This window comes from Flavobacterium artemisiae (assembly GCF_042678225.1).
GTDB classification, from domain to species: Bacteria; Bacteroidota; Bacteroidia; order Flavobacteriales; family Flavobacteriaceae; genus Flavobacterium; species Flavobacterium artemisiae.
In genome coordinates, this window is record NZ_JBHUDZ010000018.1 from 796,106 (window position 1) to 812,129 (window position 16,024).

Sequence of the window (16,024 nt, forward strand, 5' to 3'; positions counted from 1 at the left end):
ATTACTATGAGTACAAACAACCTGTTTTCTCCATTTAACTTAAAAACGTTAAATCTGAAAAACCGAATCGTAATGGCGCCAATGACGCGCTCTTTTTCTCCAAACGGATTTCCAACTGACGAAGTAGCGGCTTACTACCAAAAAAGAGCTGAAGGTGAAGTTGGTTTAATATTATCTGAAGGAACTGTAATCGACAGACCTTCATCATCAAACGACGCTAATGTTCCTCATTTTTATGGCGACACAGCCTTAAATGGATGGAAAAAAGTTATAGATGAAGTTCACGCTGGAGGTGGTAAAATGGGACCGCAGATCTGGCATATGGGAATTATGGACAACCATCATTCTGGATGGGTACCGCCAGTTCCGTTTGAGGGACCGTCTGGATTAAACCGTCCTGATTTTAGAAATGGTATTTCAATGACTGAAAAAGATATTGAGGACACCATTCTTGCTTTTGGTAAAGCTGCCGCTGATGCTAAAAGATTAGGTTTTGATACTATCGAAATTCACGGTGCACATGGTTATTTAATTGACCAATTCTTTAGAGCCGAAACCAATCTTCGTGAAGATATTTACGGAGGAAAAACACTTCCAGAACGTAACCGTTTTGCAATTGAAGTTGTAAAAGAAATTAGAAAACAAGTTGGGAATGATTTCGCTGTAATTATGCGTTTTTCTCAATTTAAACCTTCTGATTATAATTATAAATTGGCTAAAAATCCGCAGGAATTAGAAGCGTGGCTTACTCCTCTTGTTGATGCCGGAGTCGATATTGTACACGCTTCGCAGCGTCGTTTCTGGGAACCGGAATTTGAAGGTTCTGATTTAAACTTTGCCGGCTGGGCTAAAAAAGTTACAGGAGCACCGACTATTACTGTTGGTTCTGTTGGTTTATCAAGTGATTTCTTTGGTGCTTTTGCTGGAGAAAGTTCAGAACCAACTTCGCTTGACGAATTAAACAGACGTTTTGATAGAGGCGATTTTGATTTGGTTGCTGTTGGAAGACCGCTTTTATCAGATCCAAATTGGGTGGCTAAAATTAAAGCTGGAAAAACTTCTGAATTAAAAGGTTTCAGCAAAGAAGCATTAGGAGCTTTAGTTTTAGAATAAGTTTTTTTTAAAGAGACAAAGTTACAGAGGTTCAAAGGGACAAAGTTTTTCCTTTGGACCTTTTTTATTTTTTTTTAGATTTAAATCTGTGCAAATCTGCTTAAATCTTTTAAAATCTGCGTGAAATACTTTTGCGCATCAATTTTTCACGCAGATTTATACAGATTAAAGCAGATCAAATTCGATTTTATTTATTGTATTTCACCCAACGAATTAAAAATTTAGAATAAAACATTTATCTTTGCAGTCTTATGAAATTCTTGAACAGCATATTACGCCTTCCATTTTTCAGCACTTATTATCACCAAGTAATAACTGCTCGGATTGGCTATGCTTATAATTCAACGTATTTACTATCGTAAAATAACAGATATAAAATTATATAACCTTAAAGCCCGGGCATTTTGTCCGGGCTTTTTTATTTTCAAAAAAATGGAAACAATTCAAAAATTAAAAGAAAATGCAGCAATCTTTCTTCCCGAAAATGGTCTGGAAGAAAAATTAAATCAAGCGGAAAAAGAAAACAGGAAATTAGTGATCAAACTGGGTTTTGATCCAACGGCTCCCGATTTACATTTGGGTCATGCTGTTGTTTTAAAAAAGCTGAAAGAATTTCAGGATTTAGGACATCAAATCGTTATTCTGGTCGGAAGTTTTACAGCTAGAATTGGCGATCCTACGGGAAAAAACAAAAGCAGAAAACCTTTGAGTGCCGAAGATGTACAGCTTAACGCCGAAACGTACATTAAGCAGTTATCTAAAATTATCGATGTAGAAAAGGCTAAAATTGTTTTTAATTCTGAATGGCTTGATACACTTTCTTTTTCTGAAGTGATTCAGATTATGTCTAATGTTACAGTGGCGCAGTTAATGCATCGAAATGATTTTAATAAACGTTTTGTAGAAAATACACCGATCGCTATGCACGAATTGGTTTACCCAATTCTGCAAGGTTTTGACTCGGTAAAAATTAATGCGGATATCGAAATGGGCGGTACAGATCAACTTTTTAACTGTACAATGGGAAGACAATTACAGGAGAATTTTAAAATGTCTCCACAGATTGTCATGTGTATGCCTTTATTGAAAGGACTTGACGGCAAAGAAAAAATGAGTAAATCACTAAATAATATTATTGGTCTGACTGATGAACCAAACGAAATGTTTGGTAAGACGATGTCGATTCCTGACAGTCTCATTTTAGAGTTTTTAGAATTGACAACTGATTTTTCTTTAGATGAAAAACAAAATTTAAAAGAGCGATTGGAGCAAAATGAAAATCCAATGAACATTAAAAAACTGATTGCAAAAAACATTATTACACAATACCATTCTGAAGAAAAAGCGACAGAGGCATCATTGTTTTTTATCAATCAGTTTCAGAGTAAAAATGCTGAAGCGAAATCTTTTGTGCCGATCATGATTCATTCATTAGAAATAAAAACAGAAACTATTTCTTTGATTGAATTGTGTTCGAAGATTAAAACCGAAATTAGTAAATCGGCTAACCGCAGATTGATTGAAAGCGGTGCCGTTCAAATCAATTCTATTAAAATTACAGATCCAAATGCGGTTGTTGAAATTAAAGCGAATACCAAAATTAAAATCGGAAAAAGGGATTTTTACGAATTGAAATAGAAAAAAAGGGATGAAAAGTAATTTTTCATCCCTTTTGATATTTAGAAATCATCGTCGTCATCGTTATCATCGTCATCTCCCAACTCTAAAAATTCGTTGAGATTGAACGGAATATCTTCGTCTGGATCTTTATCATGTGCATATACTCCCGGCGGATTAAATAATCCCCAGCTGTCTTTAATGTAATTCCATTGATCAAATCCTGCAACCCAGTCTATAAACAAAAGTCTAAATTCATCGATTGTGCTTCGCAGTAATTCGATGTAATCTTTGTCGCGAATTCCTTCTGCAAAACGAAGGCTTCCTGCTTGTACATATAATTCTCTCGCGGCTTTTCGAATTATGGCCGCGTTTTCCATTCTAAGATCATATAAATCACCGCCTTCTGCACCAGCGATCTTTACCGGAATAAGCATGGCATTTTCTGCCATAAATTTTACAACTGTTTCTTGCAAAAATTCATCTTCTAACGGAACGATCTGAATAAGTCCCTGTGTAAGCTGAAAAATTTGTTCTGCCTTTTGATAAATCGGCATATTATGGGTTTCTTCTAATGGAGACATTTTTTTATTTTTAAAAACGCTATAAATTTAAATTAAAAAAGGGATGAAATACAGTATTTTCATCCCTTTTAACAATTTGTAACTAACAAAAATTACAAACTCTAAAAAAATTATAAAGCCGAAGCCGGTTTTTGCTTTTGAAATTTATTCTGAAGCCAGTTGCGTACAGGTTCGTCATATATTTTTAAACATACAAAAGCTAAAATTATACTAGCCAATAAAACACTTAATCCAACGTAATAACCATCTGCCAGCGAAACTTTATTGTCTACAACCCAAGCCGTGTACCAGTAAATAAGCGGATAATGTGTGATGTAAATTGGATACGAAATATCGCCAAGAAGTTTGCAGACTTTTAATGAAAACGGATTTTTGATTTCTCCTCCTGCTCCTATTGCTACAATTAGAGGAAATACTAAAATAATAACAAAAGATTCGTAAAGACCATTCATCCACAAACTGTTTTCATCTCCAATTCTAGGCATTGCCAAAACAGCAGTAATCATTAAACTGCAAATCCAGAAAGCGCCTTTTAAATGAATTAATTTTCCTAAACGGCATAACAATACGCCGGCAAAAAAGGGATACAATAAACGCGTAAAACCAACATTCATTTGTTCTAAGTTTAAAGACCAGCCTCCGATTACGTCACCTTTTGGTCCAAAAACGGTGTAATTGATTAATAATCCTGCGAAGATTAAAACAAAGATTGTCATTACTTTATTAGAAAATTTTCTAAATAATACGGCATAAAGTATATTGGCAATATATTCAAAGAAAAGTGACCAGGCGGGACCGTTTAACGGATGCATTTCTCCCCAGCCTCTAATTTCTAATGAAGGCGGAATTGGAAGTAACGTAAAACCAATTATCATTGTCAGGATAACTTTCCAAAGTTCCATTCCGGCAATCATCGGAAATAAAATATCAGAAGCCTGCAGATAGTAAAAAACAGCTCCGATAATCATTCCCATAATTACCATTGGCTGTAAACGAATTAATCTTCGTTTATAAAATTCCCATTGTGTCATTTTCTCCCAACGATCATCGTAAGCATAAGCAACAACAAATCCTGATAAAAGGAAAAAGAAATCAACGGCAAGATATCCGTGATTGATAATTTGCACAAAACGATTTCCGCCGCCGTGCGCTTCAAAAATATGAAAAGCAACGACTAGAATAGCAGCAACGCCACGGAGTCCGTCAAGTATTTCATAATGCTTCTTTGGTTTAATATCAGATGAAATTGAACTCATTTATATTTAGTTTTGGTTAAGTTTTTTAATTGCAGCTATTAGATTGAAAATTTTAGATTTTCGACATTTTTACAGCACCACAATTGAGTTTGGAATTTGGAATTTTAAAAATTGGAGCTTAATTTACTGATGATTCTTAAGCCATTCCAGTCTTCTTTGGTCTGGAAGATGTTTTACAGTAAAGTTTTCAAATTTGGCTTCAAAACCTTTTCCGTCCGGCGATGCAGCCATTAATCCAACCATAACTGGAGTGTTGTCTTGCAACGGTGCATTTCTCGTCATGATGTAATTTTTATCATCAAAAGAATAAAACACTTCTACGGCATCTAATCTTCTAACAACTTTAATCCAGATAAAAGGTGGTGCTTTGTCTAACGTCGTTACACTCCAATCGCTTTTGTCGTGTGTAACTACTGTACTTACATTAAATTTTCCGTCAACAAATTCGACGCCGGTTTTTATATAGTTTTTTTCGTCTACGCGAATCATTAATCCCATTTGATCAAAACGGGCGATATAATTTCCAGTCAATTTTACTTTTGCTTCAAATTCACCGCCATACGTAGCGTAATAAAATGGTGCATCATCAACAGTAAATCCGTAGTGCGAAATACGCCAGTAATCACTGTTTGCAGTAACATTCATAATTAATGCATTGTTTTTAATTTCCCATTTTTCAGGTTCATTAAACCATTGCATTTTATTCAGAGTCTGCGCTGCAATATGCTGCGCAAAAAATAAAGTCAATAGTGCAAGTGTAATTTTTTTCATGTCGTTTTATTTTTTTTAACCATTAAGAGATTAAGAGAATTAAGCTGGAATTCATAAATAGTATTGCCTAAATATTTCAAGAAAACAAAGCTTTTCTTGAATGAATACTAAGTTTGAGTTAATGAATCTTATCCTGGAAATATTCAAAAATAAGGCTTTCTTAATGAAACTTAATGTCTTAATGGTAAAACTAATATTAATGTATTAATGGTAAAATCATTTTAAAAATAAAGCTGCAACTTTTACCATTGCAGCTCTACCAACCAACCAAAGTTTAGAAATAATAAAAACTATTTAAGCGAAAAATTCACTTTAGATTTTATATCTGTAGAAGAAGCTCCAATCAAAGCTTCAAAATCTCCAGGTTCTGCAACCCAGTCATGTTTTTTATCGTCAAAGAAACTTAAAGCTGTTTTATCAACTGTAATGCTTACTGTTTTTTCTTCTCCCGCTTTAAGCGAAACTTTTTCAAATCCTTTTAATTCTTTTATCGGACGTGGTAATGAAGATTTTAAATCTGTGATATACAACTGAACAACTTCTGATCCTTCTCTGCTTCCTGTGTTTTTAACCGTTACTGAGAAAGTGATTTTATCTCCAGCCGTAATTTGTTTTTTATCAGCAGTAACTTTTCCGTAAGCAAAAGTGGTGTAACTTAATCCGTGACCAAAAGAGAATAACGGTTTAATTTTTTGTTTGTCTGTCCAACGGTATCCTACAAAAATACTTTCGTTGTATTTTACCTCATCGCCGCCTGGAAATTCGCCTAAAGCGTGTGCGCCATTATCAGCTAATTTTACAGGGAAAGTAAAAGATAGTTTTCCAGAAGGGTTTACATCTCCAACTAAAACATTTGCCAAAGCATTTCCAGCTTCTGTTCCTAAAAACCATCCTTGAACAATTCCCGGAACTTCTTTAATCCAAGGCATTGCAACAGCATTTCCAGAAATATTTACGAAAACAATGTTTTTATTTACTTTCGCTAATTCGCTGATTAATTTATCCTGACCATATGGCAATTCTAAATGTTTACGATCGTGTCCTTCATCATCTTGGTTTTCACTTTTGTTCAAACCTCCAATAAAAAGAACGATATCTGCATCTTTAGCAATTTTTAAAGCTTCTGCAGTTAATTCTGATTGAGGACGTTTTTCTTCTAAACTAACTTTAGCCACAACCCCATTATAATTACTTGTAGGATCTCCTACATAACCTCTTGCATAAACAATTTCAGCTTGGTTTCCGATTCTTTTCTTTAAACCTTCTAACGGTGTGATTTCGTATCTTGCTTTAAGCGAAGAACTTCCTCCACCTACAGTCATCATTTTAATCGCATTTTCCCCAATTACAGCAATCTTTTTTGTTTTAGAAAGATTGATTGGCAGAATATTATTTGTGTTTTGAAGTAACACAATTCCTTCTTCAGCAATTTTACGGCCAGCATCAGCATGTTCCTGAGTTCCAAAAGAACCAAAAGGTCTGTTTCTGTCCATTGTAGTTAAGAAAGATAAACGAAGAATACGACGAACTTTTTCATCTAATTCTTTAGTTCCAACTTCTCCTTTTCTGATCATTTCAGAATATGGTTTTGCTAAATAATAGTTGTCATAAGCGTTGCTTGTTCCCCAAGAAAGTCCGTTTGTCCAAGAACCAAACTCCATATCCAAACCATTGTGGATAGCTTGTTTCGTATCATTTACACCTCCCCAGTCTGAAACCACAACTCCTTTAAACCCCCATTCTCCGCGAAGAATATCGTTTAACAAATATTCGTTGTGGCAGCATTGCTGTCCTTTGTATTTGTTGTAAGCTCCCATAATTGCCCAAGCATCACCTTCTTGAACGGCTGCTTTAAAAGCTGGAAGATAAATTTCATATAAAGCACGATCATCAACCACTACGTTTACAGAGTTACGATTGGTTTCTTGATTGTTTAATGCGAAGTGCTTTACACATGCTGCAACTCCGTTTGCTTGAACTCCTTTAATATAAGGAACTACCATTTTTGAAGTCAAAAACGGATCTTCTCCCATATATTCGAAGTTACGACCATTTAATGGAGATCTGTAAATATTTACTCCTGGCCCTAACAATACGTTTTTGTTACGAAAACGAGCTTCCTCTCCAATTGATTTTCCGTAAAGAGAAGCCAATTCTTTGTTCCAAGTTGCAGAAAGTGCTGTAAGCGCGGGAAAAGCAATACAAGAATCGTTTGTCCATCCTGCTTGATCCCATTCGTCCCATTTTACTTCTGTACGAATTCCGTGTGGTCCGTCTGTCATCCAGTTTTCTGGAATTCCCAAACGCTTAACACCTGGAGAACTAAATTTTGACTGCGCATGAATCATCGCAATTTTCTCTTCGGTTGTCATTCTTTTCAGCGCATCTTCTACACGCTCACTAATCGGCTTTTTATCATCTAGATAAACTGGAACTTTGTTTTGGGCATTTGCTCCCAAAGAAGTCAGCAAAAGTAAAACAACAATTGTTTTAACGTTTTTAAACATAACAGTATTTATTAAAGCATTATAATTTACCAAAAAAGTACTAGTGGTCAAAAGTACCTTTTAATCATAATGTAAAACTAAAACGTTATCGTACATGTTAGAATTTTAAACGCAAAAAAGTAGTGACTTAAAAAATTAAAATATTGATTTACAATTATTTAAATATATTTTTAAATCAAAAAAAGTAGTGATTTTGAAATAAATTTTTAAATTTTCAATGCTATTGAACCTATTTTCATGACCATTTCTTCGAAATCATTTCGCGAAACTGCCGCTTTATTTCGAGCCCTTGTTCGATAGTTGTAAATCGTGCTTAATGAGTAACGCAAAAATGCCGCTATTTTTACACTGTCGGTAATACCGAGACGAATGAGTGCAAAAATTCGAAGCTCGGTATTTAAAAGTTCATTTTGTTTTAATACAATTTGTTCTTCAGGAATCAGCAGCGCATTAAAGTCTTTCACGAAAGTGGGATATAAATTCAGAAAGATAATATCAAAATTCTTGTATAATTCTTCCAATTCATTATCAACCAAAGTCGTTGATTTTAATATTTTATAAATTTCGTCAAACTGTTTGGCAGTGGCTTTTTTGTTTAGAATAATGCGGTAATTTTCTAATTTATTGATGTATGCCGAACAAAGACTGAAAAAGTGTGCTATATATTCTTCTTTTACATGATTGGACTCCGACAATTGTGAGTTCTTTTCCTGAAGCTGTTGATTGGTTTCGGTAATATCTTTGTTTAATTCTGCTAATTTTTGACTGGTTTCAAACAATTCTGATCGAATTTTGGAAACTTTTTTCATTTGAATATAAACGTAAATGACTGCAACTATTAAGAATAGCGAAAGTAAACTAATACACAATAAATAAATTTGCAATTCGGTTTTTCGCTTTGCTTCCTTTTCTAGATATACGGTATTGATAATCGAATATACTTCAGACATTAAAAGCGTCCTGAACTGGACATTACAATAAAGTGCATCTTCAATTGCCGACTGTGTCAGTTTGTACGCCATGTCGACATCGCCAATTTCATAAAAAACGGAGGCTAATTCCTGCAGCGAAGCATTATCTTTATTCGCATTTTTTAAATCTGATGTAGCAGAAAGCGCATAATATGTTTTTCTGAGTTCCAGATTATTCGTCGCTTCATATATTTTTGCTAAAAGATAAGTAATCATCGCATATTGCGGATTATCTTCTTTCGTAACCTTCAATAAATCTTTTAGCTGTTTTTCCGTATTGACGTATTTTTTTAAAAAGATATCTTGCGTAATCCTATTAATTTGATAATCTAAAGTATTTGGTTTTAAAACCATTAAAAGCGAATCACGATATTTTGCAATTTGCTGACGATATTCATCATTATAACTGTTGGCAGCATAATGCTCAAAAAATTCCCGATAAGAAATGTAATAATTTGGCAATAAATCCTGAGGCAAATCTTTCTTATTGATGCTTTTTATAAGTGTTTCGGACTCACGATATTTTCCAGAAGAAGAATAAAGCGTAACCAATTCCAGTTTTGCCAGATTTAAAAGTGCTGTATTCTGAAGTGCTTCAGCAATGCGAACATTCTTTTTTACATATCGAATAGCCGAATCTGAATTGAATTTCTGATACTCTATATATAATGTTTTATTGTAATTATATTCTTGTTCGGGGGTTAAACTTTCCGATTTTATTTTCTTAAAGTTTAAAATTCGCTCTTCTTTGAGCTTTACGTAATGTTGTTTGTTTTTGAGAGCGTCATTTAGTTTCGCCAAAATAACATCTTCGCTATCCAATGCGAAGGTTGGAATGCTAAATAAAAAAGCACAAAACAGTAAAAGGTGGTTCTTCACTGGAAAAAAAATAGATAGTTTAGGAAAACAAATATAATGATTTTAGATGCTAAGATACTAAGTTGCTAAGGTTCTAAGTTTTTTGTTTTGCCACGAATTACACGAATTTACACGAATTATAATTTAAAATCGGTGAGAAAAATTAGCGCAAATTTGTGTAATTTGTGGCAAAGAATACTTATTGTCTCGCAATCGGTGCCGATAAACAGCTTTCTGGAATATCAAATGCATTTACCAGAGCAACGGCATCTGGACGAATATCCCAACAGAGCTGATTAACCAATTTGCGGACAGCTTTGGTTTTTACAGCCTCCATATAACCGTCTTCTAAATACCAGCCTTTATTTTTTTCTATTTGTGAAAGCGCGTACAGTTGATATAATTTAGTCAAAATTGCTTTAGAGTTTTCATCTTCAACCGATTTTAAAGCGATTTGAAATTGCTCTAAAACAATTCGCTCTAAATACGCCTGCGCTACATCAATCATTTGGTGCTGCACAACGTTGAAAGCATCATAAGGTTCTAAACCACCGTCAATCAATTTTTTGATACGTCTTGCTGCCGAAGCTAAAATTGTTTTTTCTCTGTGAACAAAAGCTTGTAAATGAAATTCGCCGTCTAGTAAATGCTCGTCATCACTTCTGCGTGTTGCAATTGGGTTTTTCTCTGCGATTGCTGTTTTAGCATTTTCATACACATAATTAATGATTCCAAGCGAACCCATTTCTCCGAAAGATTTCCTGAATTCTGCCAGACGATTTTTGGCAACCAACTGCATTAAAACAGTGTTATCCCCTTCAAAAGTCGTATAGATTTCTGTATCGTTTTTTAAGGCATCGATTCTATTTTCAGACAAATATCCTTTTCCGCCGCACGCTTCACGACATTCTTGCAAAATATCTCTGGTACTCCAGGTAGAATACGATTTCATTCCCGCAGCCAAAGCTTCTATTTCTTGCATTTCGGCTTCGGTTCTATTTAAAAATCTGCTGGTTAAATATTGTAATGCAAAATGAACAGCATAAGTTTTCGCTAAATGCGGTAACAATCTACGTTGGTGCATTCTATAATTTAAAATCGGAACTTCAGAACCTCCTTCTGGCCCAAATTGTCTTCTTTGATCGCTGTAGCGAATGGCAATCGTTAGTCCAGATTTTGCTGCTGCTAAAGCCGAACGCGGAATCCCGATTCTTCCTCCAACCAAAGTACCTAACATGGTAAAAAATCTACGATTATCACTTGGAATCGGACTCTCAAATTCACCTTTATCATTCACAGAAGCAAAACGATCTAGCATATTATCTTTCGGAATTACAACATTATCAAAGCTAATTGTTCCGTTGTCAACACCGTTTAATCCCATTTTATGACCGCAGTCTCCGATGGTTATACCGTCTAAAACATTTCCGTTTGTATCTCGCAAAGGCACTACAAAGGCATTAACACCATAATCATGTCCGTCAATAATTAGTTTCGCAAAAACCGTTGCGGCTTGACCGTGAACAGCAGCATTTCCGATATATTCTTTTTGGGCATTTTTATAAGGCGTGTGAATCGTAAAAGTTTTATCATTATGATTGTAAGTTGCTGTAGTTTCAAGACCTTTTACATTAGATCCGTGGTGTGTTTCGGTCATGGCAAAACAACCAGGAAGTTTTAACGAACCAATATCTTTTAAGTATTTAGCATAATGTTTTTCGGTTCCTAAAGACTGAACGCTCATTCCCCAAAGTCCGAACTGAACACCGAATTTAATTACCAGACTCAAATCGTGGTAACTCAACGTTTCCATTATGGCAAAATAATCTTCTACATTTCCTCCTCCACCATATTCTTTGGGATAAGCCATGCTTCCGAGGTTTTCATCAGCTAAAATTTTACACCAATTGTAAACGGTTTGTCTGAAAACATTAATATCAGTAGAAGTTTCATAAGCAAATTCAGGTCTTGAAATAACCGATTTTACTTTTTTAATGATTGAAGCTTCTTTCCCATCCAGCAATTCTGTGATTTTCTGAATATCAAAACTGGCATTTGTTTCTGAATTTGCTGTAAATGAACCAGCTTTGGTTTTGAAGTTTTGTAATGCTTCTTCACCCAAAATTCCCAAATCATTTTCTAATTTTGTAAAATCAGATTCTATCGGTGTTAAATCTAATTCGCTTCCTGAAAGTGCTTTAGCAATATCAAAAATCGATTTGATAGAAGATGCATCTTGAATACTTTTTTCAATGTCTAATTTCCATTGTGCAAGTTCATTTCGCGAAGGCGGATTCGAAATATCCACTTTGGAAAGTAAATAGTCTTTATCATCAGCAGACAAAACATTCAAAGAATTGATAAAATCTTTTAAAGTTGAAAATTCTTTCTGTGTCAATAAATCATCTGACCACACTAAATAAAATAATGGCGTAAAGGCTTGAAGTTTGGTATTTTTCATATCAATAGTATTCGGTTTTTAATAGTTTTTTTGCCACAGACTACACTGATTATATGGATTACTGTCTTTTCGCATTTGTGGCGGAAAAATCCTTTAATCAGTGTAATCTGCGACTATTCTTTTTACACTTTATCGCATAAAAAAACAGGAATGAAAAATAATCATTCCTGCTTAAATATCCTGTTAAGATTCTGGTAATTTTCGATTTTAAACCAATAAAAAATATGAAAACTAAGAGTTAAGAACCCTTGGATATTGTGGTTAATTTCTGCTTTATGGCAAAAATATGATGTGAATTAAAAACCAACACTGCCGCAAAAATAATTCCGTATGCTGTTATTTGAAGCGGAGTAATATTTTCTTTAAAAACAAAAGCCGCTAATCCAAAAGCAATCATTGGATTGATATTCAACAACATCCCCACTGTTGACGAATTGATTCCCGAAAGCGCGTACAGGTTTAAGAAAAGCGGCACTATTGTAAATACGATTGCGATCGTTTCTATGCAGAAATAAAATTTAAATTCAGTTGGAACTGGTCCGCCGTATGCTGGATAAAAAGGCAGTAAAAACAAAGCTGCTAATGTGATGTGAAAAGTCAAAACGATAAACTTGTCAAAACCTTTATTGGCACGCTGACTTACTAAATAAGCTGCATACGTTAAACCAATAATGATACTAAAAAACATATCCATTATATCGCTGTATGAAAGCAATATACAGCCTGAAATACTTAACCCTACAGAAAGCCATTGCGTTTTCAGCAGTTTTTCTTTTAATATAAAATAAGCCAGTAAAGTCGTTAAAATTGGGCAAACCAAATAGGCCAAAGAAGCTGCTTTTACGCTGACATGATTTACCACATAAATAAAGGTGAACCAGTTTGCCATCAAAAATGCGCTTCCGCCAATATTAAGCAAAATCGATTTCCTTTTTTCTGATTTTGGTAAAGCTCTAAAAATGACAGCTGTTTCCTTTATTTGTTTTCTTTTGAATAAAAGAGCAATTAAAACCATTAAAATACCACAGCTAAAAACACGAAAAAACAAAATATCTAATGATGGATAATCGTGTATTGGTTTTAAAACCAAACTGAAAAGTCCCCATGTAATAAAGGCCGAAATTGCTGCTATGTAATACTTTGTTGTTTTCACAAAAAATTGCTTTTGATTTTATTTCTTTTGATGAAGCAAATTTCTAAAAAATAAAACAGCAATACAGATACAGTTTTTGTAAATTGCACCATAACAGTTTTTTATTTTTTATGAAAAATTCTCATTTCTTATACCTGCAATTTGCCGACCGAATCGAAAAACAGATAAAATCCGGCGTATTAAACGTGGGCGACAAACTGCCTTCTATTCGCGAAGTGTGTGCCGAAACGGGTTACAGCATGAGTACTGTGAGTAAAGCATATTATGAAGTAGAGAGCCGTTCGCTTATAGAATCAAGACCGCAGTCGGGTTATTATGTGAGTAATATTTCGGCAAGAATTATTGCAGAACCTTCGTCCAGCAGACCTGCATTGAGCCTCGAAAATATAGAAAGTGAAGATTTGATTGATTTGGTTTACGGTGACATGAAAAAAGACGTAACGATGCTTTCGCTTGGTTTTCCGTCAAACGAACTGCTTCCAATTGCCAAATTAAATAAAGGAATGCTTCAGGCGATGCGATCGCTTCCAAACAGCGGAACGAGTTATGAAGATATTCAGGGAAATCCGAATCTGCGAAAAGAAATTGCACGCTGGTCTTTTTCTTGGGGCGGTTCGTTGACAGAAGAAGATATTATCACAACTCCGGGCTGTATAAGCGCAATTTCGGATTGTTTAATGACTTTGACAAAACCGGGAGATACAATAATTACAGAAAGTCCTGTTTATTTTGGGGTTTTACAATTGGCAAAATCGCTTGGATTGTATGTAATGGAGCTTCCAACAAATATGACTACGGGAATAGAATTGGAAGCCCTGAAAAAAGCACTTTCTACTAAAAAGGTAAAAGTTTGTTTTTTAATGAGCAACTTTAGTAATCCATCGGGAAACTCTATGCCTGCTGAACACAAAAAAGAAGTAGTTAAATTAATGGAATTTTATAATGTTCCGTTGATTGAAGACGATATTCACGGCGATTTGTATTTCGGTTCAAGCCGTCCGACAAATTGTAAAACTTACGACGAAAGTGGCATTGTACTTTGCTGCAGTTCGGTTTCTAAAACTTTAGCACCGGGTTATCGTGTCGGATGGGTTTCACCAGGAAAATTCAAAAAAGAAATTCTGCGAACAAAATTGTATCATACAATCTCCTCGCCTACTATAACACATGAAGTTGTGGGGGATTTTCTAAAAAATGGACGTTATGAAAATCATCTGCGTAAGATTCGTCAGATTTTAAATCGAAACTGTACCAATTATATTAATACGGTGTTAGAATCTTTTCCGCCGGGAACAAAAGTGAGTCAGCCTCAAGGCGGATTTTTTCTTTGGGTTGAATTGGATAAAAAAATTGATACGGCTGCATTTTATCATCAGGCATTACAGCATAATATCAGCATTGCACCGGGAAGAATTTTTTCTTTTCAAAATCAGTTTTCAAATTGTATGCGCTTGAGTTTTGGACTTCCTTGGTCTAATGAATTGAGAATTGCGATTCAGACTCTGGGGAAATTGGCTCACAAACAGTTGTAAATGAATTTACAGTTTTTGACAAAGTATTTTTCTCTCGCAGATTGAGCAGATTTTGAGGATTTCCTTGACTTTAAATATTTAAAAAAATCTGCTCAATCTGCGAGAGAATTTAATCCTTTTTCAACTCTTTTTAAATCTCGACAGAATATAACTTTTATAAAATAAAAAAAGCCGGACAGCACAATGGAATACTGTCCGGCTAACAATAAAGAAACCAAAATTAAACTCTTATAATACGTAATACGCTTCTTTTTCTGTTTTTTGAGAATCCTCTTTTAATTCAAATTCTTTTAGAATATCAAATTCACTTTGATACTCGTTGAGCATTTGTTTAATATTTCTCTCAATTGTATTTGAAATTGTTGTTACAGGCGTATCTGTTGGTCTGTTTTCGAAAGGGTCCTGCAGGTGAATAGCCATTCTTTCAATCAAAAAGAAGGCTGCGGCAATTGCGGTAATCAACGGAATGGCAAACCAACTCAATACACTTGTTAATCCAAATGGTAGTAATAATATAAATAGACATAAGGTAAGACGAATGTACATACTGTATGTTGTTGGAAAAATGGTGTTTTTAATTCTTTCACATTTTCCCATTTCATCGCATAATCTTGATAAAGTGTTATCAATTTCTACCTGTTGGTACATGTTGATGCGTTTATCATTTTTTGCATTTCTAAGATCTCTCGCATGAAGCATCAAAATAGCATTTGGTACGTTTTGATGATTTTTTATAAAACGAATTTCTTCTTCGCTCACCAATCCTTTCAAGGGTTTTACAGCGTCTCTATTTCTAAGTGACTGTCCTAAACTATAACACCAGGCAATTTGTCTTTTAGCAAAATTTTCTTTGAATTCGCTTGCTTCAACAGAAAAATCAGGATCTTCATAAAACGTTAATACTTGACGGATTAAAGTTCGTGAATCGTTTACAATAGCGCCCCAGACAATTCTGGCTTCCCACCATCTGTCATAAGCCTGATTGGACTTAAAGGCAAGTAAAAGTGAAATAATCGTTCCGATCATAGTCGGAATCGCAATCGGTATATCTACAGGAAGTGTAACAAAATAATGATGAAAAATTTCAAATATTATTGTGTAAGCCATTACAAGGGCAATTTCTACTTTAATTTTCCCGAGAACGTACTTCATTGGTATTCTTTTCTTTAATAACATATTATCGGTTTTAAAATTAAATTCT

At 34.5% G+C, this 16,024-nt stretch carries 11 protein-coding genes; 3 read left to right on the forward strand and 8 right to left on the reverse strand.

The window, feature by feature from the left end:
- The first annotated feature begins 6 nt into the window (after nucleotides 1–6).
- Together ACFSC2_RS23295 and tyrS are read left to right on the forward strand one after the other, a co-directional pair.
- The gene (locus tag ACFSC2_RS23295) at nucleotides 7–1,113 is read left to right on the forward strand and encodes an NADH:flavin oxidoreductase (RefSeq protein WP_379813501.1); all 1,107 of its coding nucleotides are present in this window, start codon (nucleotides 7–9) and stop codon (nucleotides 1,111–1,113) included.
- A gap of 432 nt (nucleotides 1,114–1,545) precedes the next feature.
- Complete coding sequence (tyrS, locus tag ACFSC2_RS23300; protein ID WP_379813502.1) at nucleotides 1,546–2,751, forward strand: tyrosine--tRNA ligase; 1,206 nt, start codon at nucleotides 1,546–1,548, stop codon at nucleotides 2,749–2,751.
- A 41-nt stretch (nucleotides 2,752–2,792) separates the two neighbouring features.
- Here tyrS and ACFSC2_RS23305 read toward each other — a convergent pair whose 3' ends face one another.
- The 7 genes from ACFSC2_RS23305 to ACFSC2_RS23335 all read right to left on the reverse strand — a co-directional run bounded on the left by ACFSC2_RS23305 (nucleotide 2,793) and on the right by ACFSC2_RS23335 (nucleotide 13,291).
- Nucleotides 2,793–3,314, reverse strand: a complete 522-nt coding sequence (locus ACFSC2_RS23305; protein ID WP_379813503.1) for a hypothetical protein — start codon at nucleotides 3,312–3,314, stop codon at nucleotides 2,793–2,795.
- Nucleotides 3,315–3,424: 110 nt separating this feature from the next.
- On the reverse strand, nucleotides 3,425–4,570 hold the full coding sequence (locus tag ACFSC2_RS23310) for an acyltransferase family protein (protein ID WP_379813504.1): 1,146 nt from the start codon (nucleotides 4,568–4,570) through the stop codon (nucleotides 3,425–3,427).
- A 123-nt stretch (nucleotides 4,571–4,693) separates the two neighbouring features.
- Nucleotides 4,694–5,341 (reverse strand): DUF1349 domain-containing protein, encoded by a 648-nt coding sequence (locus tag ACFSC2_RS23315; RefSeq protein WP_379813505.1) that lies wholly within the window; start codon nucleotides 5,339–5,341, stop codon nucleotides 4,694–4,696.
- Nucleotides 5,342–5,631: 290 nt separating this feature from the next.
- Nucleotides 5,632–7,848 (reverse strand): glycoside hydrolase family 3 C-terminal domain-containing protein, encoded by a 2,217-nt coding sequence (locus ACFSC2_RS23320; protein ID WP_379813506.1) that lies wholly within the window; start codon nucleotides 7,846–7,848, stop codon nucleotides 5,632–5,634.
- 206 nt (nucleotides 7,849–8,054) lie between these two features.
- On the reverse strand, nucleotides 8,055–9,641 hold the full coding sequence (locus ACFSC2_RS23325) for a DUF6377 domain-containing protein (protein ID WP_379813507.1): 1,587 nt from the start codon (nucleotides 9,639–9,641) through the stop codon (nucleotides 8,055–8,057).
- Nucleotides 9,642–9,876: 235 nt separating this feature from the next.
- Nucleotides 9,877–12,138, reverse strand: coding sequence for an acyl-CoA dehydrogenase family protein (locus ACFSC2_RS23330; protein WP_379813508.1), 2,262 nt, complete (start codon nucleotides 12,136–12,138; stop codon nucleotides 9,877–9,879).
- A 238-nt stretch (nucleotides 12,139–12,376) separates the two neighbouring features.
- Nucleotides 12,377–13,291: an EamA family transporter gene (locus tag ACFSC2_RS23335; protein ID WP_379813509.1), complete on the reverse strand. Its 915-nt coding sequence runs from the start codon at nucleotides 13,289–13,291 to the stop codon at nucleotides 12,377–12,379.
- Between the two features lie 110 nt (nucleotides 13,292–13,401).
- Here ACFSC2_RS23335 and ACFSC2_RS23340 point away from each other — a divergent pair, with 110 nt between their 5' ends.
- Nucleotides 13,402–14,823, forward strand: coding sequence for an aminotransferase-like domain-containing protein (locus ACFSC2_RS23340; protein WP_379813510.1), 1,422 nt, complete (start codon nucleotides 13,402–13,404; stop codon nucleotides 14,821–14,823).
- A 228-nt stretch (nucleotides 14,824–15,051) separates the two neighbouring features.
- On the opposite strand, the gene ACFSC2_RS23345 is transcribed toward ACFSC2_RS23340, so the two are convergent.
- Nucleotides 15,052–15,999, reverse strand: a complete 948-nt coding sequence (locus ACFSC2_RS23345; RefSeq protein WP_379813511.1) for a bestrophin family protein — start codon at nucleotides 15,997–15,999, stop codon at nucleotides 15,052–15,054.
- Nucleotides 16,000–16,024: the final 25 nt, after the last annotated feature.

Excerpts from the sequence above, each read along its gene's own strand:
- ACFSC2_RS23295 (WP_379813501.1), top strand. The coding sequence starts at position 7 with ATGAGTACAAACAACCTGTTTTCTCCATTTAACTTAAAAACGTTAAAT.
- tyrS (WP_379813502.1), top strand. The coding sequence starts at position 1,546 with ATGGAAACAATTCAAAAATTAAAAGAAAATGCAGCAATCTTTCTTCCC.
- ACFSC2_RS23305 (WP_379813503.1), bottom strand. The coding sequence starts at position 3,314 with ATGTCTCCATTAGAAGAAACCCATAATATGCCGATTTATCAAAAGGCA.
- ACFSC2_RS23310 (WP_379813504.1), bottom strand. The coding sequence starts at position 4,570 with ATGAGTTCAATTTCATCTGATATTAAACCAAAGAAGCATTATGAAATA.
- ACFSC2_RS23315 (WP_379813505.1), bottom strand. The coding sequence starts at position 5,341 with ATGAAAAAAATTACACTTGCACTATTGACTTTATTTTTTGCGCAGCAT.
- ACFSC2_RS23320 (WP_379813506.1), bottom strand. The coding sequence starts at position 7,848 with ATGTTTAAAAACGTTAAAACAATTGTTGTTTTACTTTTGCTGACTTCT.
- ACFSC2_RS23330 (WP_379813508.1), bottom strand. The coding sequence starts at position 12,138 with ATGAAAAATACCAAACTTCAAGCCTTTACGCCATTATTTTATTTAGTG.
- ACFSC2_RS23340 (WP_379813510.1), top strand. The coding sequence starts at position 13,402 with ATGAAAAATTCTCATTTCTTATACCTGCAATTTGCCGACCGAATCGAA.
- ACFSC2_RS23345 (WP_379813511.1), bottom strand. The coding sequence starts at position 15,999 with ATGTTATTAAAGAAAAGAATACCAATGAAGTACGTTCTCGGGAAAATT.